This window comes from uncultured Sneathiella sp. (assembly GCF_963976355.1).
Classification (GTDB): Bacteria; Pseudomonadota; Alphaproteobacteria; order Sneathiellales; family Sneathiellaceae; genus Sneathiella.
Genome location: NZ_CAXBKA010000003.1, coordinates 149,971 through 171,016, shown reverse-complemented (window position 1 = coordinate 171,016; position 21,046 = coordinate 149,971). Strand labels below are relative to the sequence as shown.

The 21,046-nt window shown below is 51.4% G+C and carries 20 protein-coding genes and 1 tRNA gene; 10 read left to right on the top strand and 11 right to left on the bottom strand.

Annotated elements, in window-relative coordinates; translation table 11 throughout:
• Nucleotides 1-134: 134 nt before the first annotated feature.
• Together AAC599_RS07815 and AAC599_RS07810 are read left to right on the top strand one after the other, a co-directional pair.
• Nucleotides 135-404, top strand: coding sequence for a hypothetical protein (locus AAC599_RS07815; protein WP_340149844.1), 270 nt, complete (start codon nt 135-137; stop codon nt 402-404).
• Nucleotides 405-484: 80 nt separating this feature from the next.
• Nucleotides 485-577 (top strand) — tRNA-Ser (locus AAC599_RS07810).
• 426 nt (nt 578-1,003) lie between these two features.
• On the opposite strand, the gene AAC599_RS07805 is transcribed toward AAC599_RS07810, so the two are convergent.
• The 3 genes from AAC599_RS07805 to AAC599_RS07795 are packed head-to-tail and all read right to left on the bottom strand — an operon-like array spanning nt 1,004 to nt 3,287.
• Entirely contained in the window at nt 1,004-2,596 is a 1,593-nt protein-coding gene (locus AAC599_RS07805; protein ID WP_340149843.1) for a recombinase family protein, read from the bottom strand.
• Complete coding sequence (locus AAC599_RS07800) at nt 2,593-3,009, bottom strand: DUF2924 domain-containing protein (protein ID WP_340149842.1); 417 nt, start codon at nt 3,007-3,009, stop codon at nt 2,593-2,595. Before AAC599_RS07800 ends, AAC599_RS07805 begins: the two co-directional genes overlap by 4 nt.
• A complete protein-coding gene (locus tag AAC599_RS07795) occupies nt 3,006-3,287 on the bottom strand; it encodes a DUF3489 domain-containing protein (RefSeq protein ID WP_340149841.1) in 282 nt (93 codons plus the stop codon). The genes AAC599_RS07800 and AAC599_RS07795 overlap by 4 nt, the downstream gene beginning before the upstream one ends.
• Nucleotides 3,288-3,487: 200 nt before the next feature.
• Here AAC599_RS07795 and AAC599_RS07790 point away from each other — a divergent pair, with 200 nt between their 5' ends.
• The 4 genes from AAC599_RS07790 (at nt 3,488) to AAC599_RS07775 (ending at nt 7,287) form a co-directional block, all read left to right on the top strand.
• Nucleotides 3,488-4,681 (top strand): DNA methyltransferase, encoded by a 1,194-nt coding sequence (locus AAC599_RS07790; RefSeq protein ID WP_340149840.1) that lies wholly within the window; start codon nt 3,488-3,490, stop codon nt 4,679-4,681.
• Between the two features lie 81 nt (nt 4,682-4,762).
• Nucleotides 4,763-5,335 carry a DUF5681 domain-containing protein gene (locus AAC599_RS07785; protein WP_340149839.1) on the top strand — a complete coding sequence of 191 codons (573 nt, stop codon included), beginning with the start codon at nt 4,763-4,765 and terminating at the stop codon, nt 5,333-5,335.
• Nucleotides 5,332-5,898 carry a DUF5681 domain-containing protein gene (locus AAC599_RS07780; protein ID WP_340149838.1) on the top strand — a complete coding sequence of 189 codons (567 nt, stop codon included), beginning with the start codon at nt 5,332-5,334 and terminating at the stop codon, nt 5,896-5,898. Before AAC599_RS07785 ends, AAC599_RS07780 begins: the two co-directional genes overlap by 4 nt.
• A 681-nt stretch (nt 5,899-6,579) precedes the next feature.
• A complete protein-coding gene (locus AAC599_RS07775; RefSeq protein ID WP_340149837.1) occupies nt 6,580-7,287 on the top strand; it encodes an IS6 family transposase in 708 nt (235 codons plus the stop codon).
• A 65-nt stretch (nt 7,288-7,352) separates the two neighbouring features.
• On the opposite strand, the gene AAC599_RS07770 is transcribed toward AAC599_RS07775, so the two are convergent.
• The gene (locus AAC599_RS07770; protein WP_340149836.1) at nt 7,353-7,877 is read right to left on the bottom strand and encodes a TRAP transporter small permease; all 525 of its coding nucleotides are present in this window, start codon (nt 7,875-7,877) and stop codon (nt 7,353-7,355) included.
• A 356-nt stretch (nt 7,878-8,233) separates the two neighbouring features.
• Here AAC599_RS07770 and AAC599_RS07765 point away from each other — a divergent pair, with 356 nt between their 5' ends.
• From AAC599_RS07765 to AAC599_RS07755, 3 genes are all read left to right on the top strand, one after another.
• A complete protein-coding gene (locus AAC599_RS07765) occupies nt 8,234-9,499 on the top strand; it encodes a TRAP transporter large permease (RefSeq protein WP_340149835.1) in 1,266 nt (421 codons plus the stop codon).
• 19 nt (nt 9,500-9,518) lie between these two features.
• Nucleotides 9,519-10,553 carry a TRAP transporter substrate-binding protein gene (locus AAC599_RS07760; protein WP_340149834.1) on the top strand — a complete coding sequence of 345 codons (1,035 nt, stop codon included), beginning with the start codon at nt 9,519-9,521 and terminating at the stop codon, nt 10,551-10,553.
• 262 nt (nt 10,554-10,815) lie between these two features.
• Entirely contained in the window at nt 10,816-11,946 is a 1,131-nt protein-coding gene (locus tag AAC599_RS07755; protein WP_340149833.1) for an aromatic ring-hydroxylating dioxygenase subunit alpha, read from the top strand.
• Nucleotides 11,947-12,080: 134 nt separating this feature from the next.
• Here the strand turns inward: AAC599_RS07755 and AAC599_RS07750 are convergent, their stop codons facing one another.
• Both AAC599_RS07750 and AAC599_RS07745 read right to left on the bottom strand, forming a co-directional pair.
• Nucleotides 12,081-13,028: a PDR/VanB family oxidoreductase gene (locus AAC599_RS07750; RefSeq protein ID WP_340149832.1), complete on the bottom strand. Its 948-nt coding sequence runs from the start codon at nt 13,026-13,028 to the stop codon at nt 12,081-12,083.
• Nucleotides 13,025-14,659: a GMC family oxidoreductase N-terminal domain-containing protein gene (locus AAC599_RS07745; RefSeq protein ID WP_340149831.1), complete on the bottom strand. Its 1,635-nt coding sequence runs from the start codon at nt 14,657-14,659 to the stop codon at nt 13,025-13,027. The genes AAC599_RS07750 and AAC599_RS07745 overlap by 4 nt, the downstream gene beginning before the upstream one ends.
• A gap of 256 nt (nt 14,660-14,915) precedes the next feature.
• Between AAC599_RS07745 and gcvA the strand changes: the two genes are divergently transcribed.
• Nucleotides 14,916-15,815, top strand: a complete 900-nt coding sequence (gene gcvA, locus AAC599_RS07740) for a transcriptional regulator GcvA (RefSeq protein WP_340149830.1) — start codon at nt 14,916-14,918, stop codon at nt 15,813-15,815.
• Here the strand turns inward: gcvA and AAC599_RS07735 are convergent.
• From AAC599_RS07735 to AAC599_RS07715, 5 genes are read right to left on the bottom strand one after another with little or no spacing between them, the layout of a single operon-like run.
• Nucleotides 15,812-16,300, bottom strand: a complete 489-nt coding sequence (locus tag AAC599_RS07735; protein ID WP_340149829.1) for a (2Fe-2S)-binding protein — start codon at nt 16,298-16,300, stop codon at nt 15,812-15,814. The two genes, gcvA and AAC599_RS07735, sit on opposite strands and share 4 nt — an antisense overlap.
• Nucleotides 16,297-18,552, bottom strand: a complete 2,256-nt coding sequence (locus AAC599_RS07730) for a xanthine dehydrogenase family protein molybdopterin-binding subunit (RefSeq protein ID WP_340149828.1) — start codon at nt 18,550-18,552, stop codon at nt 16,297-16,299. The genes AAC599_RS07735 and AAC599_RS07730 overlap by 4 nt, the downstream gene beginning before the upstream one ends.
• A gap of 14 nt (nt 18,553-18,566) precedes the next feature.
• On the bottom strand, nt 18,567-19,418 hold the full coding sequence (locus AAC599_RS07725; protein ID WP_340149827.1) for a xanthine dehydrogenase family protein subunit M: 852 nt from the start codon (nt 19,416-19,418) through the stop codon (nt 18,567-18,569).
• Nucleotides 19,415-19,873 carry a carbon monoxide dehydrogenase subunit G gene (locus AAC599_RS07720; protein WP_340149826.1) on the bottom strand — a complete coding sequence of 153 codons (459 nt, stop codon included), beginning with the start codon at nt 19,871-19,873 and terminating at the stop codon, nt 19,415-19,417. Before AAC599_RS07720 ends, AAC599_RS07725 begins: the two co-directional genes overlap by 4 nt.
• Before the next feature lie 2 nt (nt 19,874-19,875).
• Complete coding sequence (locus tag AAC599_RS07715) at nt 19,876-20,709, bottom strand: alpha/beta hydrolase (protein ID WP_340149825.1); 834 nt, start codon at nt 20,707-20,709, stop codon at nt 19,876-19,878.
• Nucleotides 20,710-21,046 lie beyond the last annotated feature (337 nt).

The following is a 21,046-nucleotide window of genomic DNA, read 5'->3' as shown; positions in this document are numbered from 1 at the left end:
ACATAGTTAAAAAAATAATCGGTGAAACAAAAAATTAACTAAATCCCTTCCATCATATCCCCAACAAAGGAAGTTTTTCCTTTTTCTGAATGTTTTTTATTTGGGTAGTCGATTGTATTTTGGGGAATGGAATGATGGCTGAGCTCGATATGAAATATGTCAATAAGTATCTGCAAAGTGCGGATGAAGGTGTTGCCGATGATCAGTTCAGGGCAGGCCTGCTGTTTTCAACCGGAGACGGGGTTTCACAGGATCTGGTGACAGCACATAAGTGGTTCAATCTTGCGGCAATGAACGGTATTGAGGAAGCGCGGGAGAACCGGGCGGAGATTTCTCTCGATATGTCCGCACAGGAAATTGCCAAAGCCCAGAAAATGGCGCGCGAGTGGATCATGGGCCGATAGGCGCCGTGATCTGATTTTACGAAAAAAATTGCAACTAAACCCTTTGACAGGGAACCAAAATCTGCCATATTGCCGCCTCCGGTGAGCTGGCCGAGTGGCTGAAGGCGCTCCCCTGCTAAGGGAGTATGGGGTTTATAGCTCCATCGAGGGTTCGAATCCCTCGCTCACCGCCACCCACCCCTGAAAATTCGTCTCCGTTCCTGCCTGGCGTCGTAACCGCCCGTAACAGGGCTATATTTCGCCGCCAATCCCTTTCCTGGCATCGTCTCCGGACCGTCAGATGAGGGTTATCCGATGCCTAGTTGCCCGCCAGTCTCCGGCCGTCTGATGGTAGGGTGAGTTTTACGATAACAGGCAGTTAACAGGGAATTTTTGATAAAAACGGCCGTTAACAGGGTAAAAATGGTGGTCGTTCGCGCAAGATAGAATATTTTCTTACGTAATATCAGCGAGTTACGGACGAAATTTGCCACTTTCCTGTTATTGGCCATAACAGGGTGATTTAGCCTGATAACAGGGCCTGTTATTGCAATTAACAGGGAGTTTTAAGCCTGTTAACAGATGGATTAGGAAATTCCCGTGCGGCGCTTAATCTGACCTCAATTCGTGCTTTCAATCCCATATTTAAGCCTCTGATCGGACCAGAGCAACGGGATCTCGTTCTTCATCAATATAGCCAGTGTCAGATGATCCGGCTGATGCCCTTCGAGAATGATTTTCTGGATATCAGGCGCCAGAAAAGCAAGACGCACCAGGTTGCGCCGCCAGGGGGAGGTGGGGGCTGCCTGAAGGGTTGGTCCTCGTCTTGAATTTTGGTCAAGCATGGCATGCGCGTTGCGCAGGGCTTTGATCAGGGAGGTATCCGGCTGCGGCGTGTTTCTGTCTCCGGCAAGAATGTCGGTCCTGCCGGCCCGCGTTTGTATCCGCCAGGGCAGGGTCAACCGCAGCTGGTCTGATTGCGCGAGGTCGGGGACAGCCTGTTCCCCGATATGAAGGTTTTCTCGGAACTTGCCAATATGCTCGAGTGGCAGACAAAGATCGACATGCTTTGCATGGATCTCGATGCGATTTACAAGTTCAAGCGGGTCCTCCTGCAAGTTGGGGAGAAGACGGGTCATCGCTTTCAGTAGCCGGGCTTCTAACGTGCTGGCGGAAACACGTCGCGGCGTATTATCTTGTTGATCACTCTTTACCCCGCGCTGCAAGGAGGCGGACACATAATAGCGATACAGCTTGCCACGACGCCCATAGGCAAAGGTCGGAGACATCGGTTGCCCGTCTGTATCGAAAAGACGCCCCGCGAGCGGCGAGTTGGCAACACTCTTTCCGGTCGCCTTGCGACGCCTGCTGTTCTCATCCAGCTGTGCCTGAACCGCCTTGAACAGCTCTGTATCGATAATGGCCTCATGCAGTCCGGGATGGGATTGATCCTTGTTGGGAACCTCTCCGAGATAGACACGGCTCCGCAACAGATGATACAGCGCCCCACGGCTAAAGGGCTGGCCTCCGATGGTTCTTCCTTTCAGCGTTGTCCGGGTCTTTGATCGAATACCCTTTTCTTTTAGGTCTCTTACCAGGGCGTGAACGGATTTGAGCTCAAGATATCTTGTGAAAATCATGCGGATTGTCTCAGCCTCGGCTTTGTTTATCCGCAAAGTATAGGAGCCGGCTTCCGGCAGATCATAGCCGAGCGGTGGGCTACCCCCCATCCACATGCCCTTCTTCTTGGAGGCGGCAATCTTGTCGCGGATCCGTTCGCCGGTGACCTCCCGTTCAAACTGGGCAAAGGAGAAAAGCACATTGAGTGTCAGCCGCCCCATGCTGGAAGTGGTATTGAAGGATTGTGTGACACTCACGAAACTGACGTCATGCTGTTCGAACAGCTCCACCATGCGGGCAAAATCCGCAAGCGAGCGGGTCAGCCGATCAATCTTGTAGACCACCACGATGTCGATTTTTTCTAATGAGATATCGCTGAGCAGTTGTTTTAGGCCGGGCCGTTCCATGCTGCCACCGGAATAACCGCCATCGTCATAGCGACCGGGAAGGGCCCGCCAGCCTTCGCTGGCCTGACTCTTGATATAGGCCTCACAGGCCTCATACTGGGCATCGAGACTGTTGAAGCTTTGTTCAAGCCCTTCCTCGGAGCTCTTGCGCGTATAGATCGCGCAGCGTTTTAAAGGCGGCTTCATTGTTCCGCCTCGCGCAATCCGAAGAAACGCGGCCCGTTCCAGCGGGTGCCGGTCGCTGCGCGGGCAATGGAGGAAAGGCTGGGATATGTCTTCCCCTCCCAGAGAAAGCCATCGCCCCTGACAACGACCTCGATCCGCCGGCCCTGCCAGTCCCGCCGCAGGATGGCCCCGTCACCCAGGGCACGACCTTCGGGGGCAATAGCCCCGCGCCGGGAGAGCAGGCGTCGTGTCCCGGGTGAGAGCCCACCCTGAGCCTCCGCCTGCAGGCGCCAGGCCAGCATCAGGCGCAACAGCTCTTCGGAGCGTAACTTCGGCGGTGGTCCGAAACGGGCGGCCCAGAGATTACGCAGATCACGTAATCCAAACGCCTCCAATGACCTGACATCTGCCTCAAGACTGGAAGCGCTTTTCATTGCGGATCTCCGATCCGGTAGCGGCGGACGCCGTCGATCTTCTCCGACGTAATCACATGGCCCTTCTTCTTCAATGAGCCGGCAATTGCGCCCCGTACGGAATGCGCCTGCCAGCCGGTGAGCTTGCAGAGCTCCTCGAGAGAAGTACCATTCTTCTGACGAAGAAGAGTGATCATCCGGTCAAGTTTGGAAGGTTTGGCGGTTGCGGCTTTGCGAGATGGCGCATTGGTTGCTTTGCCCTGCTTGCTGCCAGATGATTTGGGCGTTTGGGATGCCATAAGTTTATCCTCCTGTTATCGAGCGGAACCATTCCGTCCCTACCGACAACAGCCCGGCAAACAGGCACAGCGACAGTGACGCTCCTTTCTGCAGAGAAGTCCAGTCTTTCTCCCCGGTTGAGGGCTATAAAGGTTGGCATTGGTTGGATTCTTCTCTAGCTTGGATGTATTTACCGCGAATAACTTATTGGAATAGTGGTATGAGCAAAGAGCCAACGCCTGAAAACCCGTTGAGCGTGACCTATCGCCCGGTAAGCGATCTGGTGCCGGATCCCCGGAATGCGCGCACCCATTCGAAAAAGCAGATCGGGCAGATCAGAGCCTCAATCGAGGAGTTCGGTTTTACCAACCCGATCCTGGCCGATCCGGAAGGCAACCTGATTGCCGGGCACGGGCGGCTGCTGGCGGCAAAGGCGATGGGCCTGAATGAAGTGCCGGTCATTACACTCGAAGGGCTTACGGAGATCCAGAAGCGGGCCCTTCGCCTCGCGGATAACAAGATCGCGCTTAATGCCGGATGGGATATGGAAATCCTGAAGCTGGAACTCTCTGACCTCGCCACGCTTGATGTCGATATGGATGTGACCCTGACCGGCTTCTCGACCGGTGAGATCGATGTGATCCTGGAGGGGCAGGCGGATCCTGACGATGAGGTCATTCCGACTGTCCCGGAAACCCCAAGAACCAAATTGGGGGATATCTGGATACTCGGCGATCACCGCATTGGCTGCGGCGATGGCCGTGACCTCGCTTTTTTACAGAAGGTCGTTGGTGCAAATACACAAATCGATGCAGCCTTCCTGGATCCACCTTACAATGTCAAGATCAGCGGACATGCCAATACCGGCGACCGGCATCGGGAGTTCGCCATGGCATCGGGCGAGATGAGTGAAACCGAATTCCGGACCTTCCTCAAAGAAACGCTGGGTGCCTGCGCCGCTGTCTCCCGCGACGGGGCCGTTCACTTTGTCTGTATGGACTGGCGGCATATGGAGGATGTGACCGCTGTTGCCCATGATATCTATGGCGCCTTCCTCAATCTCTGTATCTGGAACAAGTCCAATGCGGGCATGGGCTCGCTGTACCGGTCCAAACATGAACTGGTGTTTGTCTATCGGGTCGGGGAGGCGGCGCATCTTAACATGGTCGAGCTTGGCAAGCATGGCCGCAACCGGACCAATGTCTGGGATTATGCCTCGGTCAATTCCTTCCGCGGCAGCCGACGGGAGGATCTTGCGCTGCATCCCACCGTCAAGCCGACGGGGATGGTCGCAGATGCCATTAAAGACGTTACCAAACACGGTGATCTTGTCCTTGATATCTTTCTGGGCTCGGGCACGACCGCTGATAGCGGCCGAACGGGCAGGGCGCCGCTTCCGCGGTGTCGAGATTGATCCGGCCTATGTCGATGTCGCCATCGAGCGATGGTCCAGCCTGACCGGCAAGGAGCCGCGCCTTGAAGAAAGAGAGGGTCTATGACGGATAAACCGACAAGAGGCAACCCTCCTGTCTCGGGGCGGTTCCGGAAAGGCCAGAGCGGTAATCTCAAGGGTCGCCCGAAATCAAAGGCGGCGACCCCGACAACTTCTGCCATTGAAGTGATCCTGGATAAGAGGTTGACAGTCAATCGCGACGGAAAGCCGCGGGAAATATCCGTCGAAGAGGCATTGCAGCAACATACGCTACAGCAGGCATTGGAGGGGAACCGCTCGGCGCAGCGTGAGGTGCTGAAATGGATTGCAAAACGGGACAGGTATCTCATGGCGGAGAACCAACGGAAGGTGCCGCAGGCGGTGACGGTTCGCTACTCCCATTGTCCCGACAATGCGAATGAAGCGCTTCTGTTGCTAAGGGTTGCCGCGCCCAATCCGAAGTATCAGGACAAAGATAATGCTATGGAACATCTGTTGCTGGAACCCTGGGCGGTACAGGCGGCGCTGAGCCGTCGCCGGGGGACTAAAAGGCTATCTGAAAAGGACATCTCTGAGATCCGGAGTAATACAGGAGATCCGGACAGTCTTCCCTGGCCAAAAGGAATAGAAGAATGATCAGTGACAGGGATAGCAGTGATGGCGGCACCGGGTATAAAAAACCGCCAGCCGCGACACGGTTCAGAAAAGGTCAGAGTGGCAATCCTAAGGGCCGCCCCAAGGGACGCCACAAGCAGGCTCCCTATGAGGCTGTGCTGGGCCAGATGGTGACCATCCGGGAGGAAGGGATCGAGCGGAAAGTCACAGCCGCAGAAGCTTTCCTGCTACAGCTTGCCAAGCGTGGGCTGGAGGGCGACCTCTCGGCTGCCCGGAAGACAATGACAGCGATTGAGGCAAGTAAAAGCGAAGAGATGGATGAGGCATTGCAGCTATCCGAACTCACCATTATCCGGTTCACGCCCGGTACTCTGAACAGAGCCCTTGAACTCTTGCGTATGGGCAAGACACTTGATCAATATCGGGAAACCGCCCGCATGGCGTTGGAGCCTTGGCTCGTCGAGGCGGCACTCGAGCGTCTTGGAGAGGATCGTCTTGAGCGTGAGGAGCAACGCATCGTTGTAAAATCAGTACGGACACCCTGGAAGGTAAACTGGCCAAACTGGTGGGAGGAGATGCCGTAGGTAAAAGGAGTTAACCAACAATAAGGAGGAGATATGTCTTCAAGCGCAATGGTAACGCTTCAACAGTCTCTCAGGGATGTTGATGAGATTATAAATGGGCATACTGCTTTGACAGGGGGAGGAAGAGGGAAACCGGCAAATCGTCAAGGTCAGGCAATTTCACGGAGCGGTGTTGTAGTTTTGTGCGCAGCCATGGAACAGTTTTTTTGAGGATATTTTTCGTGAAAGTGCAAGATTGGTCTATCCAACGGCTACAAACGATGAATTGCAACGTTTGTTTGGCGCGACGGCCGATAGATTAAATCACCCCTCACTCCACGCGGTAACGGTAATGTATTTCAGCATTGGAATGAATCATCCTTTTGATCAAATTCGGTGGCGGAAAATGCCAAATTCTGTTTTCACTACAAACTACAACAGATTTTTAGACACAAGGGGGCAGATTGCTCATGGTCGGCGTCCGACGGTCAGACTCCAAACTCTACGGTATTGGAAGAACATGGTTGAGAGATTGGCATCTTTCTTCGAGAATTTGGTGGCGGAACACGTTGAATTGCGTACGGGCCAAAGGCCAGCTTGGTAAAAAACCTTCCAGCTAAATCTTAGCCCATACCGCCCGGGGGCACTGTCAGAGGAAAATCGGGCTTTGGCCATATTTTAGTAATTCCATAAAATCCTGGAATGAAAAACAAGAACCCGTTTCGCTATTTCAAAACTTCACCTGAGATCATCCGCTTGGCGGTGATGATGTATGTCAGGTTTCCGCTTTCACTTCGCAATGTCGAAGACCTTCTTCATGAACGGGGCATCGATATTTGTCATGAAACGGTCCGCTATTGGTGGAATAGATTTGGCCCCCTGTTTGCGCGCGAGATCCGAAAGAAACGTATTTATCCCTCCCCAAATCATTCCAACTGGCGATGGCACCTGGACGAAGTATTTGTGAAGATCAATGGCGAGACATATTACCTGTGGCGTGCCGTCGACCACGAGGGGGAAGTGCTGGAATGCTTTGTTTCTAAGCGGCGCGATCGCAAGGCAGCCCATGTTTTTCTTAAGAAAATAATGAAACGCTACGGTCAACCTCAAGTGATTGTAACGGACAGATTGCGTTCTTATCGTGCCGCGATGAAGGTAATTGGAAATGAAGCATCGCAAGAAACAGGTCGTTGGAAGAACAATCGCTGTGAAAACTCACACCTCCCATTTCGACGAAGAGAGCAGACTATGCTGCAATTCAGGCGCTTGCAAAGTTTGCAGAAGTTCGTCTCAATCCACTCATCATTCCACAACCACTTCAACCATGAGCGTCACTTAACCAAGCTAAAAATATACAAGCTTCAAAGAACCATCGCACTTGCCGAGTGGCAGCAGCTTGGTGCTGCATAGTAGGGCCACCGTTATCCCATTTTGCGCCATACAGAGACGACGTCGCATTCGTCTGACAGCACCCGCTATTGGGGCCGCTTTTTGCTAATTGGTTCTGCATCTGAGACTGATGTCATTATCGCGGGATAAGATTTACCGTTTCGAATGACATTTATAAGATGATAGAGAGCTGCAACGGTCATCAGGGAAAAACCGGCCAAAACGGCTAGGTGGGGGATGTACATCGGGATATCCAAAATTATTGAGTGTTGCCCCATCGTGTACACACGCGTCACGAAACTATAGGAAATCCAGACGACAAGACCACAAATGTACGTTGTCACTACGGCAATGATTAAATCTAATGGGCGATCAAACATTTTTGGTACCAGACTACGGAGAATATCCATCTTCAGATGTTGATTACGCAGAGAAATAATACCGGCGCCAAGAAACACCATCCAAATATTAATATAGACCAGGAATTCTTCGACCCACCCAAAAGGGCTTAAAAAGACATAGCGCGCGACAACATTTGTAAAGTTTATCCCTACCGCAATAAACATTAGTAGTGCGCAGAAAAACCCTACGAAAATTTCAAGATGCTTCATCGTTTGTCCCGGATCCTTTCTTGGCAATGACAAGAGGACGGATCGGCTTCACCCCTTCAACATTGTGTTTTTGTATATTTTACTAAACACATTCTAACGCATTACGAACAGACTTACCCAAAAGAAATATCTTGGGGGCGCGCACCAAAATATTTCAGTACGAGTTTCCGGGGCTTCGAGTTATGCAATAGCGTCATGAATGCATCGCGATTTAGTCATAGGTTCGTCTGAAGCTAATTCTTCAGTTAAACGGATAATAATAATTTAGGTCGCGTCTGCCGAATTCATGAAGACTTTTTTAATGCTGGCTCACCTAACGAAGCCGCAGCGACGATGAAACAGGGAGTATGTCCTTAATGTGGGTTGTCACTATCAGTTCCTTTGCCTTTTTGTTTGCTGGTGGAACGATTTTCGTGTTCCTGCTCGGACTCTCGATATGGATCCTGTCCGGAAACAACATCCCTCTTGCTGTCGTACAGCAGGTTATTTTCGGCAGTATTGATAAATTCTCCCTGTTGGCCATTCCCTATTTCATATTTGCAGGCGAGCTTATGGCGCGCGGTTCTATGTCCACACGCATCATAGACTGGGTTTTGGCGATATTCGGAAAACACCACGGGTCTGTTCCGATGGCAACCGTGGGAGCAAGTACCATTTTCGGCGCAGTTAGTGGATCCTCTCCCGCCACAGTGGCAGCCGTCGGCAGAATGATGTATCCCATCCTCAAGGATAGCGGATATAGCACCCGATTTTCCAGCGGGCTTGTAACGGCAGCAGGGGGTATCGCGATTGTCATCCCGCCTTCAATCGCAATGATCCTGTATGCCGCCTCGGCGGAGCAGTCGATTGCCGACCTTTTTCTGGCGGGTGTGATCCCTGGAATTTTTCTGGCAATCCTGTTAGGAGGTTATTCCTATCTATATGCAGCCAGATTAGGCATCCGGGAGGGGCAATCGTTCAATTTTCGCCGTGTGATGACGACTTCTCGCCGGGGCTTTTGGGCATTGTTGATGCCAGCAATCGTTCTTGGCGGTATATATGCCGGCGTGTTTTCTCCCACTGAAGCCGCAGGTATAGCCTGCGTCTATGCATTGTTTATTTCTTTGTTTATATACCGGGACCTGTCTTTTGCTGAAGTTTGGCGCATTGCTATCGGCTCTGCGGCTTTGACGGGACAAATACTGCTATTGGTTTGCGCTGCGGGCGTCATCTCGTGGCTTGTAACAACACAGGGTATACCAGCTCATATCGCCTCAACCATCCAGGAACTCGGTTTATCGAAATGGTCGTACCTGCTGATAGTGAACGTGCTTCTGCTGATCGTTGGATGCGTTCTTGATCCGGTATCGGCCATCTTGGTTCTGACGCCGCTATTGGCGCCAATCGCCCAGAGTCTCGGCATTGATCTTGTTCATTTTGGTTTAATCATGACAGTCAATCTGAGTATCGGCATGTTTTCTCCCCCATTCGGGTTGAATATTTTTGTCGCCCAGGCATCGCTCGAGGTGCCTGCACATGAAATTTACAAGGGTGTAATGCCGTTGTTGGTCGTTTATGGGGTCGGCCTTGCGTTTATTACCCTGTTTCCATCTATGTCATTATTTTTGTTGAATATTTTCTAAAAAAGAAGAGGAGGAAAGAATGTTGCAATCAGTTATATTAAGGAGTGCGAAGAAGGGGTTAGCCGCCTTCGCACTTTCCACGATGGTTTTGGCCGGCTTTGGCAACATGGCCGTGGCTGAAACATACAAGATGAAGATCGGGTTCTTGACGATTAACGACCCAATTCATGCCGTTGCCAAACGATTTGCCGAAGAAATAGGCAAACGTAGTGACGGTCGCATTGAACCCGAAGTTTATCCCGCAGGTCAGCTAGGTTCTGCTGGTCGTCAGATTGAGGGTATGCAGTTTGGAACGCAGGAAGTATTTGTCACACCGCCTAACTATCTGGCCGGGTTGAACCCGGGTTTTCAGGTTTTGGACGCACCGGGAATCTTTAAAAGTGTGGAACAGGCGCATGCTGCTGTCACAACTCCTAACTTTCAGGAAATATATCTTAACCTGGCCAAACCCGCTGGTGTCGAAGTGGGGAACCTCTGGGTTTACGGTCCCACGGCCATTGCATCGGTGAAACCCATTAAGAACCTGAATGACCTTAAAGGACTGAAAGTCCGTGTTCTGGCTACCAAGCTGGAACAGGAACTGGCGGCAAAATTGGGCATGGTTGGTGTTTCCGTCGACTTTACGCAAGCGCTCTCCGCCATCCAGACGGGAACGGTAGACGCAGCACGGACCAGCATGGTGGTTATGGGCGGCATGAAGTTCTACGACACAACAAAACATGTCTTCAAAGACAAAACGGGCATGGTATTTGGGGTGGTTACCGTAAGTTCAGCTTGGCTAGATAAACTGCCTGAAGACCTTCGTACAATTGTAATGGAGGCCGCGCAGGATATTCAGGACGAGGCGACAGAAATTGGTATCGAGTATGCCAAGAAAGCAGATAAAGAGTGGGCGGCAGCTGGCGTGACGATAGTCGAACTGGACCCGGAAGCCCAACAAGAGTTGTTTGCCACCGTTTCGCCGATTGGGGATAAATATCTTTCAGAAAATGAGAAAACTGAACCTGTGTGGCAGGAATTGCAAAAAGCACTGCAACAGGTTAGCACCAACTAAACTGGCTTCTAGCCAAGATATATGACGCCGTTACGGAGTTATAATATCTGAGCATCGACTGGGGCCCGGGACCGATCCGATCGTGAAGTTGGATGCCGTAAGGCAGACAAAATCAAACGGTCGGATCCCGGGCTTCATTTTTCGGATGAATTTCTTTGAAGCAGTTCATTATGAATTTTCAATGGTGAATCAAGCGCAATTCAATAGAATACCATTCAAATTTATACGTTAAAAACATTAGAGACATGGGAGAAAGAATATAATGAGCTCCGATCAATCAGCCACTAAATCCTTCGCCGCAGTTGAAAAGGTCGAATTTCCGCGGACGAACGTCGGAAAAGGACCTGTGAAGGAAGCGAAGTTTCTGCGCAATACATGGTATGTCGCAATGTTCTCAAGTGACCTGGATGAGGGTCAACTTATGCATCGGACAATTCTGAATGAACCTATTTTGTTTTTCCGTAAGGAAGATGGAAATGTCGCGGCGATAATCGACCGTTGTTCACACCGAATGGCGCCACTTTCCATGGGTAAGCTGCTGCCGGGTGATCGTGTGCAATGCATCTATCACGGCCTGGAGTATGGCCCAGATGGTCATTGTGTAAAGAACCCGCATGGTAATTGCACGATCCCGAATGCATCACATATCAGGAGCTTCCCGGTGGTAGAGCGTCATACGCTGATTTGGATCTGGATGGGGGACAACCCTGCGGATCCGGATACAATCCCGGACTACAGCTGCCTGGATGACCAACCTGAACTGCACGTAACGCGTCCGGGTTATATCAACGTCAAGGCAAATTATGAACTTGTTGTGGATAACCTGCTTGACCTTAGCCACATCAACTATGTGCATGCCGGTATCCTTGGGAACGCAGACACGGTCGCCGCCGATGTCGAAGTCGAACAGGACGGTGATACGGTTACGGTAAGTCGTAACTGTCCGGATGCGGAATCCCCTGGCATTCTTCAGATGATGAGCCCTGATGGCTACGAACGCGGGGACCAATGGAACTCGATTACATGGTACGCGCCAAGTAACCTCATTCTCGAATTCGGCGTTAGCAAGGTCGGGGAACCCAAAGAGAAGGGGACAGGATATTTTGCTATTCATCTTCTCACGCCGGAGACGGACAGAACCACCCATTATCACTACACAGCGTCACGTTGGAATGTATTGACGGGTGATGAGCAGAACAGGAAAATTCGCAATAACATCTATGAAATGCGGACTTTTGCGTTTGCCGATCAGGATGTGCCGGTCATTGAAGCCCAGCAGGTTGTCATGGATCAGGCTGGAGAGTCCGTGAAACCAGTCCTGCTTACGGTTGATGCGGGTCCGGCGCGTTACCAAAGGGTGCTCGACCGTCTGCTGAAAGACGAAGGTCAATAACTCCGACAGGTTAAAGCCATATATAAGGCTTTAGTTTAAAAAAGGCGGGGCGCGCATATTTTGCGGTCCCGCTATTTTTTTGCCAATATTCTGATTTCTGCTGATCGGCTTTGACGGCAGTTCATTCGTGAAGTTTATAGATCGAGGACGAGAAGCGGCCCTATAGACCGCGATACGCAGATCGTCATCTGATTGTTTGCGGCATGCTCCTCGTCCGTCATGAGCATGTCACGATGATCCGGTGTTCCTCCCAGGACTTTTGTCATGCAAACGCCGCAGATGCCCTGTTCACAGGACGTTTCGACAATGAGTTTATTCTCTGCCAGAACTTCCACGATCGAGCGTCCCTCCGGAATGGTGATGGTCCGACCTGATTTTGCCAGCTTAATCTGAAACGCCCCTTTGGGAAGTTGATCCAAGGCTGGATCCGCCGTAAAATATTCGAGATGAAGAATAATCGCCGGGTATTCAGCGGCAATTTTCCGGCCTAGTTCCATTAAGGGTGTCGGTCCGCAGATATACAGATGGGTGCCCGGTGCCTCTGTGCTCAGCAGTTCCTCAAGATGTGATGTAACCGCCTGAACATCAAACCCCAGCGCCGGTACAAACCGGTTTCCGAATTCAGCGCCGAGTGTCTCCAGAAAAGCCGCATCTGAAGCGGTTCGGGCAAGGTAGTGCAGCTTAAAAGGGGCGTCTAAGTTAGTAAGATATTTTGCCATCCCATAGATCGGTGTAATACCGATACCGCCGGCAACAAGAATGCTGCGTCCTGGTGGATCGGCAAGCGGGAAGTTGTTGCGTGGTTCGCTAACCTCTAGTTCCTGCCCGATTTCGAGTTGATGCATTTGCTCCGACCCGCCGCGTCCGTCCAATTCCTGCTTTACTGCGATATGATACTGGCGGTTTTCATCAGTCGTGTTGATAAGGGAATAGGAACGAATGAGGCCTTCATCAAGAAAGACATCCAGATGGGCGCCCGGTGTGAATGGCGCAAGTTGGGCGCCGTCCACGGGTTCGAGAAAGAAAGACCGGATTCCGGGAGCTTCGTCGACAATGTTTTGGATACGTGTTTTTTGTCTCACGCCGATATTTTCTCCGTGGCTTTGGCGTCTTCAATGATCATGTCGGAGGCTTTCTCCGCTATCATGATGGTTGTTGCATTGGTGTTTCCGTTGATAATAGTCGGCATAATAGACGCATCAACCACGCGTAACCCTTGAAGGCCATGCACGCGTAACCGATCATCGACGACGGCATTCGGGTCCTGACCCATCTTGCAGGTGCCGACAGGGTGAAAAATTGTCGCAGCAAAATTCCCGATACTCGCGGCGACCTCTTCTCTGCTCTGGAACTTTGCCCCCGGAATGGTTTCCTCAAGCTTATAGCGTTCCATTGAGGGAGCACTGCAAATCCGTCGGATTAATTCGACCCCCGCAACACCAGCTTCCAGGTCCTCAGGGTCAGAGAAGAAGTTCAGGCGAATTGCAGGTGCGTCTGCCGGGTTAGAAGTTTTTGCCATTACTTCTCCGCGGCTTTTTGGTTTTACCATGCAAACACCTGCGGTAAAACCAGGATAAGGATGCGGTGGATCGCCGGTTGCGTCAAAGCTGAGGGGATAACACACGATTTGCAGATCCGGAATTTCAAGGTTTGGCTTGGAACGGGCAAAACCGCACACAAGGGCAGGGGGGATTGTTAATGGACCCCTGCGCAAAGCAAGCCATTCCAGTCCCATTTTTGCCTTGCCAAACCAGCTGCGGGACTGTTCGTTCAATGTCCGCGTATTGCTGACACGATATACAGTACGCAATGCCGGGTGGTCTTGTAGATTTCGCCCTACACCGGTCAGGTTTGCGATCACGGGGACGCCAATGTCTGAAAGGGCCTCTTGGTCGCCGACACCGGAAATTTGAAGTATATGGGGAGAGCCGACGGCTCCGGCAGAAAGGATCACTTCGCGATGGGCCGTTGCCTTTCCCGTTCCCTTGGAACCCGTCAACTCTATGCCCACTGCGCGCTTGTTCTCGAAAATGAGCTTGTCAGCTCGCATTTTCGTCAGAACGGTGAGGTTCGGACGGTTTCTTGCTGGGCGTAGAAATGCCCGAGCGGTGCTCATACGGCGGCCGCCTTTTTGCGTGACCTGAAAATACCCGATCCCTTCATTATTGCCTTCGTTAAAATCGGCACGAGATTTCATGCCCCTTTCTATTGCGGCATCATGAAACGCATCAAGGATTTCCCAGCTGGCCCGCAATCCCTCTACTCGTAGTTCACCGCCAGCGCCGTGCTTTTCAGATTCGCCTTTCTCATGATCCTCCGAGCGCCGGAAATAGGGAAGAACATCATCCCAACTCCAGCCCCTGTTCCCCATTTGGGCCCAGCTGTCGTAGTCCCGCTCATGGCCGCGAATATACACCATGCCGTTGATAGAAGAAGATCCGCCCAGGACTTTACCGCGCGGATATTTCAACACCCTGCCGTTTAGGCCCGGCTCCGGCTCCGTTCTAAATCGCCAATCAGTTGATGGGTTATCGAATGTATAGAAATATCCAATAGGCAGATGAATCCATGGATTCCTGTCCTTGCCGCCAGCTTCGATCAGGCAAACCTTGCAATTTGGGTCAGCTGACAGGCGATTAGCAAGAACGCAGCCTGCAGAGCCGGCACCAATGATAATATAGTCGTAATTGCCAAAATTGAGACTGTGAGCCACGTTTACCTCCATACTTTTCTTAGTTCTAAGCTACAGAGGTGACATTAACTCATTGAATTAAAATGATTCCTTGAAAGAAATTTTGGAGGAAGATGAACAAATTTTAGGCTTGGCCGGTTTGTCTTGACAAGACGCTTCTGACGGGCACTACATTAACCGAAAATGCTAAAATGTTGCTCCCTTAAAAATTAAACTAAAAATTGACAATTAGTCCATAAGTATTTATAAATAAAGGATTAATAAGGTACATTATAATATGCGCACCAGGTTACCATCATTAATGAGCTTACGTGCTTTCGAGGCATCTGCGCGACATTTGAGTTTTACTCAGGCCGCGGTTGAGTTGAATCTGACGCCGACAGCGATAAGTCACCAGATAAAAAATCTAGAACAAATAATTGGTACACGTCTGTTTATCCGCAGTAATAATAATCTGACATTGACAAAAGCCGCGGAGGCGTATCAGGAATCGGTTCGGGCGGCGATATTTGCGCTTTCGAACGCGACAGATCGTGCTGCAGAAAGCTCAGACGAGAGAACCCTGACCGTTCAATGTCTCGGTACATTTGCGGTTAAAAGGCTGCTGCCGATACTTCCGGAATTCCAGAGAGAATATCCGGATATTGATCTCAATCTTAAAACAATTCAGTCTTTTGAAGCGCAGTTCCATAACGATTTTGATGTCGCTATCTGGCATGGTACAGGCGGTTGGGAAGGGGTCACGTCGATGGCCATGGATGAGGAGGAAGTCTTTCCCGTCATCAGCCCCGATCTGCTTAAAAACAATCCGTCGTTACGGCGGCCGGAAGATCTTATCCATTACCCAGTCATCCGCACGTCTTCTCTGATTTTACAGGACGAATGGCCGTTCTGGCTCGCCAAGGTAGGTGTACGCGGTCTGAAATTCGCGAATGAGATCAGCAGCGACTATCTGATTACATCGCTTCATGCAACGATTGACGGCCTTGGCATTATGATGGGTCGATCCTCGGTTGTTGGACCGGATATGGCAGCGGGCCGATTGGTGGAACCGTTTAATATCCGTCATCGGTCATATTTCAGGTACCACCTCGTTATACCGGCCCGCAGTGAGGGGTTAAAACGGGTGGAAAGCTTTCGCGACTGGTTCGTCAAGAGTTTTGATATCAAGGTTTAGGCCGGTTCTTTCTGTATTTTCTTTCTATTGTCTGCGGCCAATTGAACGGCATCTAGTATTTCAGGATAAGCCGCACAACGGCACAGGTTGCCGCTGAGGTAATCACGGGCGTCATCGGAGGTCGGGCTCGGGTTCTCATCAAGGAGCTGCTCCACCATCAGGATGAACCCGGATGTGCAAAATCCGCATTGAAAGGCACCTGCATCGATAAAAGCCTGTTGAACGATGGAGAGTTCCCCGCCCGCGTCAAGTCCTTCGATCGTGTCCAGTTTTTTCCCCTCGACAAGTTCAGCAAGTTCCAGGCAACCGGAGACGGAAGTCCCGTTCACAAGGACGGTACAACAACCGCAGAGGCCTTGCCCACAGCTCTCTCTCGTACCGAAATGATCCAGATTTCTGAGTAGATCCACTACTGTATCTTTTGGTGATACATACGTCTCAACAGCTTGGCCGTTCAAAATAAAATTAATGGAACGTTTGGTCATTCCTGTTCTCCATGTAAAGCTTGATAGAGGACTTCTGCCGTCATCGGCAATTTAGTCAGGCGAACGCCGCAGGCATCATGAATGGCTTCTGCAACTGCCGGGGAAACCCCGAATGTAGCGCTTTCACCAACACCTTTCGCACCGAACGGTCCGTCATGAGTATAGGCTTCGACGATGTGGTTTTCGATATGCGGTGGAATGTCCCGAATGCCTGGTATTTTGTAATCTGCCAGGGACGCATTTGTGACCTGGCCGCCGTCAAGGATCATTTCCTCTGATACCGTAAAGCCCAATTGCATAATTGCTGCACCGGATAGCTGCGTTTCGACTATTCGCGGATTTAGCGGATTGCCCAGATCGGCAGCATTCACCATCTTCAACAGGGTTACCCGGCCGGTTTCAGTATCGACCTCAACTTCCACGCCGGTTCCGCCAATCATCCAGAACGGTGTTACATTGTCGGATAATCCATCTTTATCAGGTGACGTGTATGTCGGAATATAGGTACCGACGCCGATCACCGTGCCCGCCTGCATTCCATAGGCGTGACGAAAAATTTCAGGGACATTGAGTGAGTTTGTTTGGGGTACGCCAACCTTTTGTGCCATTTCCACCAGCTGCTCGCGCGCATGCTCGGCCGCTTTTTGAACGGCATTGCCCATATGAAAGGTGGAGCGTGAGCCAAGTGTTGCCATGTCATAGGGGGTAATATCCGTGTCCGGATTTACGACGCGCACATCTTCCGTCTCGACGCCCAAAACTTCCGCGACGATTTGCGACATGGCGGTGTCAGAGCCTTGACCCATATCGACTGTCGATAGATATAGCGTCGCACTGCCATCCGCTGATACTGACACGGAGGCAACTGAGGTTGTGGGAGAAACGCAGGCCTTAAAACCGATGGAGATTCCGCGGCCGCGCTTCATCGTTCCAGACCCGTGATCGAAAGGCGCATCCCAGTTCATCCGGTCAGCCAAGGTTTCAAGAACGCCTTCAATCGCGGCGTCTTTCATGATGGTTCCGGTTACATGGGGACGGCCATCGCGAAGGATATTGCGGCGTCTGAATTCCACCGGGTCTATCCCGAGGTCGCGTGCGATCAGGTCCGTATGGCTTTCATAGGCCCAGACAAGCTGGGGAATGCCAAAGCCGCGCAGAGCGCCAGCAGGCGGGCGATTTGTGTAAAGTGCATAGCTGTCAATATCCGCTGCCTCTATGTCATAGGGTCCGGTTGCAGTAAATCCTGATTTCTGTGTTACCCGCGGGCCGATATCCGCATAGGCACCGCCATTCCAGATCACTTCGCATTTTCGGGCAGTAATCCGTCCCTCCTTGTTGACGGCGCTTTTAATATGAAATGTGCTCGCGTGTTTTGTAATGGTATAGAATTGCTCTTCCATTGACAGGGACAGGCGAACGGGACGACGGCAGAGAATAGCCAGAGCTGCCACCAGTGCTTCCAGTTTGACATAAAGTTTCGCACCAAAGCCTCCGCCAAGGTGTCCCACTTTGACCTGTACACGATTTTCGGACCATCCCAACAAACGGGCCACTTCAGAGCGGGCGAAGGACGGGCTCTGCGATGCAGAGTAGATTGTAATCCTTTCATCGCCTGGCTCGGCGAGAGAAATCAGGGGTTCAAACGGCGTGTGCATCGTCTGCTGCGTCTGGAAGCTGTGCTCATAGACATGCGCAGCGGAGGCGAAGGCGGCGTCTGTATCTCCACGCTTCAAATGAAAATCAAGGGCAATATTCGTGTTTTTCCGGCCAATCAGGTGCTTGAGGTCGGGGAAGGTGCCCGCGGGTTTGAGCTCTTCATGAACAATTGCTTCCGACGTCATCGCCTCCGTTTCGTCATAGACAGCCGGAAGTTCTTCATAGTCCGCAAAAATCAACTCGGCTGCTTCCTCTGCGATTCGTGGATCCTCAGCAAGAACAACGGCCACGGGTTCACCAACATATCTCACCTTACCGAGGGCCAGGATCGGCTGGTCATGGAAGGCCGGGCCATAGTAGGGTTCTGGTATGATCTTCAGAATATCCTGACCGGTAATGATAGCAGTCACCCCTGGATGGGCTTTTGCATCAGATGTGTTTATTGAGAGGATGCGTCCATGGGGAACGGTACTGCGGAATACTTTGGCATGAACCATACCGGGAAGCTTGATGTTATGGGTATAGTTGCCATGGCCGGTTACTTTCTGGCGCGCTTCTAGTCGCGGAAGGGAACGGCCAACTTCTGTAGTAGTCATTTTCTTGTCGCCCTTTATTTATGTCTGTCCAGAATTTCCTGTACTGCCCTCTGCAACTCAACGCGCAGCAAGGCTTTTTTCCATCGACGGGATCCATGCGCGTCATCCATGAACTCGACGGAGCTCATCGCCGACTCGATGGCGCGTTCAAGCCCGGAAATTCCTTCCTGACGCAAAATGTCTTCTGACAGGCCCAGCCGTGTCGGTCGCTCGGTTGCGGCCCCGACGACCAGTCGAAGGTCCTGAATTTGATTTTGGCTCCGGGAAAGTGAAACCGCTACGCCAAGCGCGGGCCAATCATCTGCCGAGCGGGCTGTAAATTTGCGATAGGCGCTCTGCCACCCGTCTTGGGAAGGAATGCTAATGGCAACGATCAACTCATTTGGTTCCAGAATTGTTTCGTAATAGCCTGTAATTAGGTCCTGCACGGCAATGGTGCGTTTCTGATTGCTGCCTTCCACGATTACTTCGGCATTCAGCGCCGAGAGAAGGGGGGGCAAATCCATATGTGGATCACCATGGGCAAGAGCCCCGCCAACGCGCGCAACATTCCGGACCCGCCGGTTGGAAAGATGGCGTAGCGCATTGGTTAACACAGGGACATGTTTTGCAACCAGGTCGGATTTTTCCATTTCGGCCAAAGTCGTCAGGGCGCCGATCCATAGGCTACCGTCCTCCAGCAGTTTGACGCCTGACAACCCCGGGATATCCCGCAGGACAACAAGCCGGGACGGACTGAAAATGCCTGATTTCATCATCAGCATAAGGGCCGTCCCGCCTGAAAAAGGGCGAACCATCGGATCTTCCGTATCCAAAAGGTTTATAGCATCCTGGAGTGTTTCCGGTTTGAGAATTTCATACGTCATGTCGTGGCTTCCTCATGGGTAAAGGCAGCAATGAGATTTGCGGCAAAATCCTTTTCCATTTCGCGCGCTTTTGATTTCAGCACTGGCTGGCCGATAGAGCCCAGCTTTCCGGCCATTACCATATCGATCTCGTAGGCAACTTCGGTTCCACCTTCAGTTTCAGAGAGAGTTACTGATGATGTAGAAGAAAGCCTTCCGGCGCTGCCGATAGGTTTTCCTTCCGACTTGGCCACCACGCGTTCCGGCCGGACTTGCTCAACGATCTCGACCGAGATATCGAAACGAAACCGGATAAAAGCAATTTTTGTCGCCAGAACGGCTTTGTAATGAGTTGGATCAATCTCTTCCAGGTCTTCAACTCCCTGCACGCATGAGGCAAAGAACTGGGGATCGTTCAGTTTGTCAAAAACTGCTGCGGGGAGGGCAGGCACGGCAATACTACCTGTGAATTTCATAATTAGGCCTTTCGGGCGAGTGTAAGCAATCTGTCTGCGATGAGTGCTGGATGTTCCAGCGGCGTCAGATGTCGACCATCCTTGATGACTTCGAGCGTGGAACCGGAAATTTCCTTGTGAAGAAATTCAGCCATTTCCAATGGTGTCGCATAATCTTCTTCGCCAACAATGACGGCAGTCGGCATCGTTAATTCTTTAAGATGCGCGCGTAAATCAAATCCACCAAGCATACGGCAGGTTGCCGAATAAGTATCGAGATCATTGCCGATAAAAGTATCAACGCAGAATTTGACGATATCCGGGTTCTCTTTTCGGAATTTGCACGAGAACCATCTGGTTTCCTGGAAATCCGTCATGCTTTCCAAACCCGTCGATCGCGCTGCGGCAGCGCGTTTTGCCCAGTCGTCAGGTGCTGTTTGTCCATAGCAGGATGTCGTGTCAATCAATCCAAGCGTTGACGTCCGGTTCGGAAATTTTACGGCGAACTGCAACGCCACAGCGCCACCCAGCGAAGCTCCGCCAACTAACGATCTGTCCCATCCAATATGGTCAAGAACGTCAGCCAGATCATTCGCGAAAAGTTCAAGGTTATAGGGCCCTGCGGCTTTATCTGACGTGCCATGCCCCCGGCAGTCAATCGCCAGGACCTCCGCCTTGTTGTGCAATTCCTGGATGACAGGTAGCCAAAATCTGTGGTCCATAGCGAGGGAATGCACCAGCGCAATACGTGGCGCCCCCTCCTTGGGCAGGTGCGCAAAGGTAATGGAAGTTCCGTCACGTACGTTATGAATTCCTGTTTCTAATTCTGCAAGTTCGTTGGATGTGATGTCGGACAACACATTCGCCTCCTCGTTTTTCTTCAATTTGCGGTACTTCGCCGCATTAGAGAAAAACTTGTAGCCACAGGCACGTATTGCGCAAACGAAAGGAATTTAAAGAGCCCCTGAGGAAATTTCGGGGGGTAGCCAGCGTAATCATGACAGAAACATATGCGACGTAGAATAAGACATGGCATGAGCGATATGAATATTTGATCTTCTGCCACATATGTTAGGGAAACATCCTGCCCCGACATGATGCCGATGAATATTCTTGGGGGAGAGGAAAAAATTTCATCATTTGTCGATTGGATCAACACCTCGCAAATTACGGCCAATGGAACCTGACGGGATT

What these genes read in the sequence shown, in the direction of transcription:
- AAC599_RS07815 (WP_340149844.1), top strand. Translation starts at nt 135, where the DNA reads ATGGCTGAGCTCGATATGAAATATGTCAATAAGTATCTGCAAAGTGCG.
- AAC599_RS07805 (WP_340149843.1), bottom strand. Translation starts at nt 2,596, where the DNA reads ATGAAGCCGCCTTTAAAACGCTGCGCGATCTATACGCGCAAGAGCTCC.
- AAC599_RS07800 (WP_340149842.1), bottom strand. Translation starts at nt 3,009, where the DNA reads ATGAAAAGCGCTTCCAGTCTTGAGGCAGATGTCAGGTCATTGGAGGCG.
- AAC599_RS07795 (WP_340149841.1), bottom strand. Translation starts at nt 3,287, where the DNA reads ATGGCATCCCAAACGCCCAAATCATCTGGCAGCAAGCAGGGCAAAGCA.
- AAC599_RS07790 (WP_340149840.1), top strand. Translation starts at nt 3,488, where the DNA reads ATGAGCAAAGAGCCAACGCCTGAAAACCCGTTGAGCGTGACCTATCGC.
- AAC599_RS07785 (WP_340149839.1), top strand. Translation starts at nt 4,763, where the DNA reads ATGACGGATAAACCGACAAGAGGCAACCCTCCTGTCTCGGGGCGGTTC.
- AAC599_RS07780 (WP_340149838.1), top strand. Translation starts at nt 5,332, where the DNA reads ATGATCAGTGACAGGGATAGCAGTGATGGCGGCACCGGGTATAAAAAA.
- AAC599_RS07775 (WP_340149837.1), top strand. Translation starts at nt 6,580, where the DNA reads ATGAAAAACAAGAACCCGTTTCGCTATTTCAAAACTTCACCTGAGATC.
- AAC599_RS07770 (WP_340149836.1), bottom strand. Translation starts at nt 7,877, where the DNA reads ATGAAGCATCTTGAAATTTTCGTAGGGTTTTTCTGCGCACTACTAATG.
- AAC599_RS07765 (WP_340149835.1), top strand. Translation starts at nt 8,234, where the DNA reads ATGTGGGTTGTCACTATCAGTTCCTTTGCCTTTTTGTTTGCTGGTGGA.
- AAC599_RS07760 (WP_340149834.1), top strand. Translation starts at nt 9,519, where the DNA reads ATGTTGCAATCAGTTATATTAAGGAGTGCGAAGAAGGGGTTAGCCGCC.
- AAC599_RS07755 (WP_340149833.1), top strand. Translation starts at nt 10,816, where the DNA reads ATGAGCTCCGATCAATCAGCCACTAAATCCTTCGCCGCAGTTGAAAAG.
- gcvA (WP_340149830.1), top strand. Translation starts at nt 14,916, where the DNA reads ATGCGCACCAGGTTACCATCATTAATGAGCTTACGTGCTTTCGAGGCA.
- AAC599_RS07735 (WP_340149829.1), bottom strand. Translation starts at nt 16,300, where the DNA reads ATGACCAAACGTTCCATTAATTTTATTTTGAACGGCCAAGCTGTTGAG.
- AAC599_RS07730 (WP_340149828.1), bottom strand. Translation starts at nt 18,552, where the DNA reads ATGACTACTACAGAAGTTGGCCGTTCCCTTCCGCGACTAGAAGCGCGC.
- AAC599_RS07725 (WP_340149827.1), bottom strand. Translation starts at nt 19,418, where the DNA reads ATGACGTATGAAATTCTCAAACCGGAAACACTCCAGGATGCTATAAAC.
- AAC599_RS07720 (WP_340149826.1), bottom strand. Translation starts at nt 19,873, where the DNA reads ATGAAATTCACAGGTAGTATTGCCGTGCCTGCCCTCCCCGCAGCAGTT.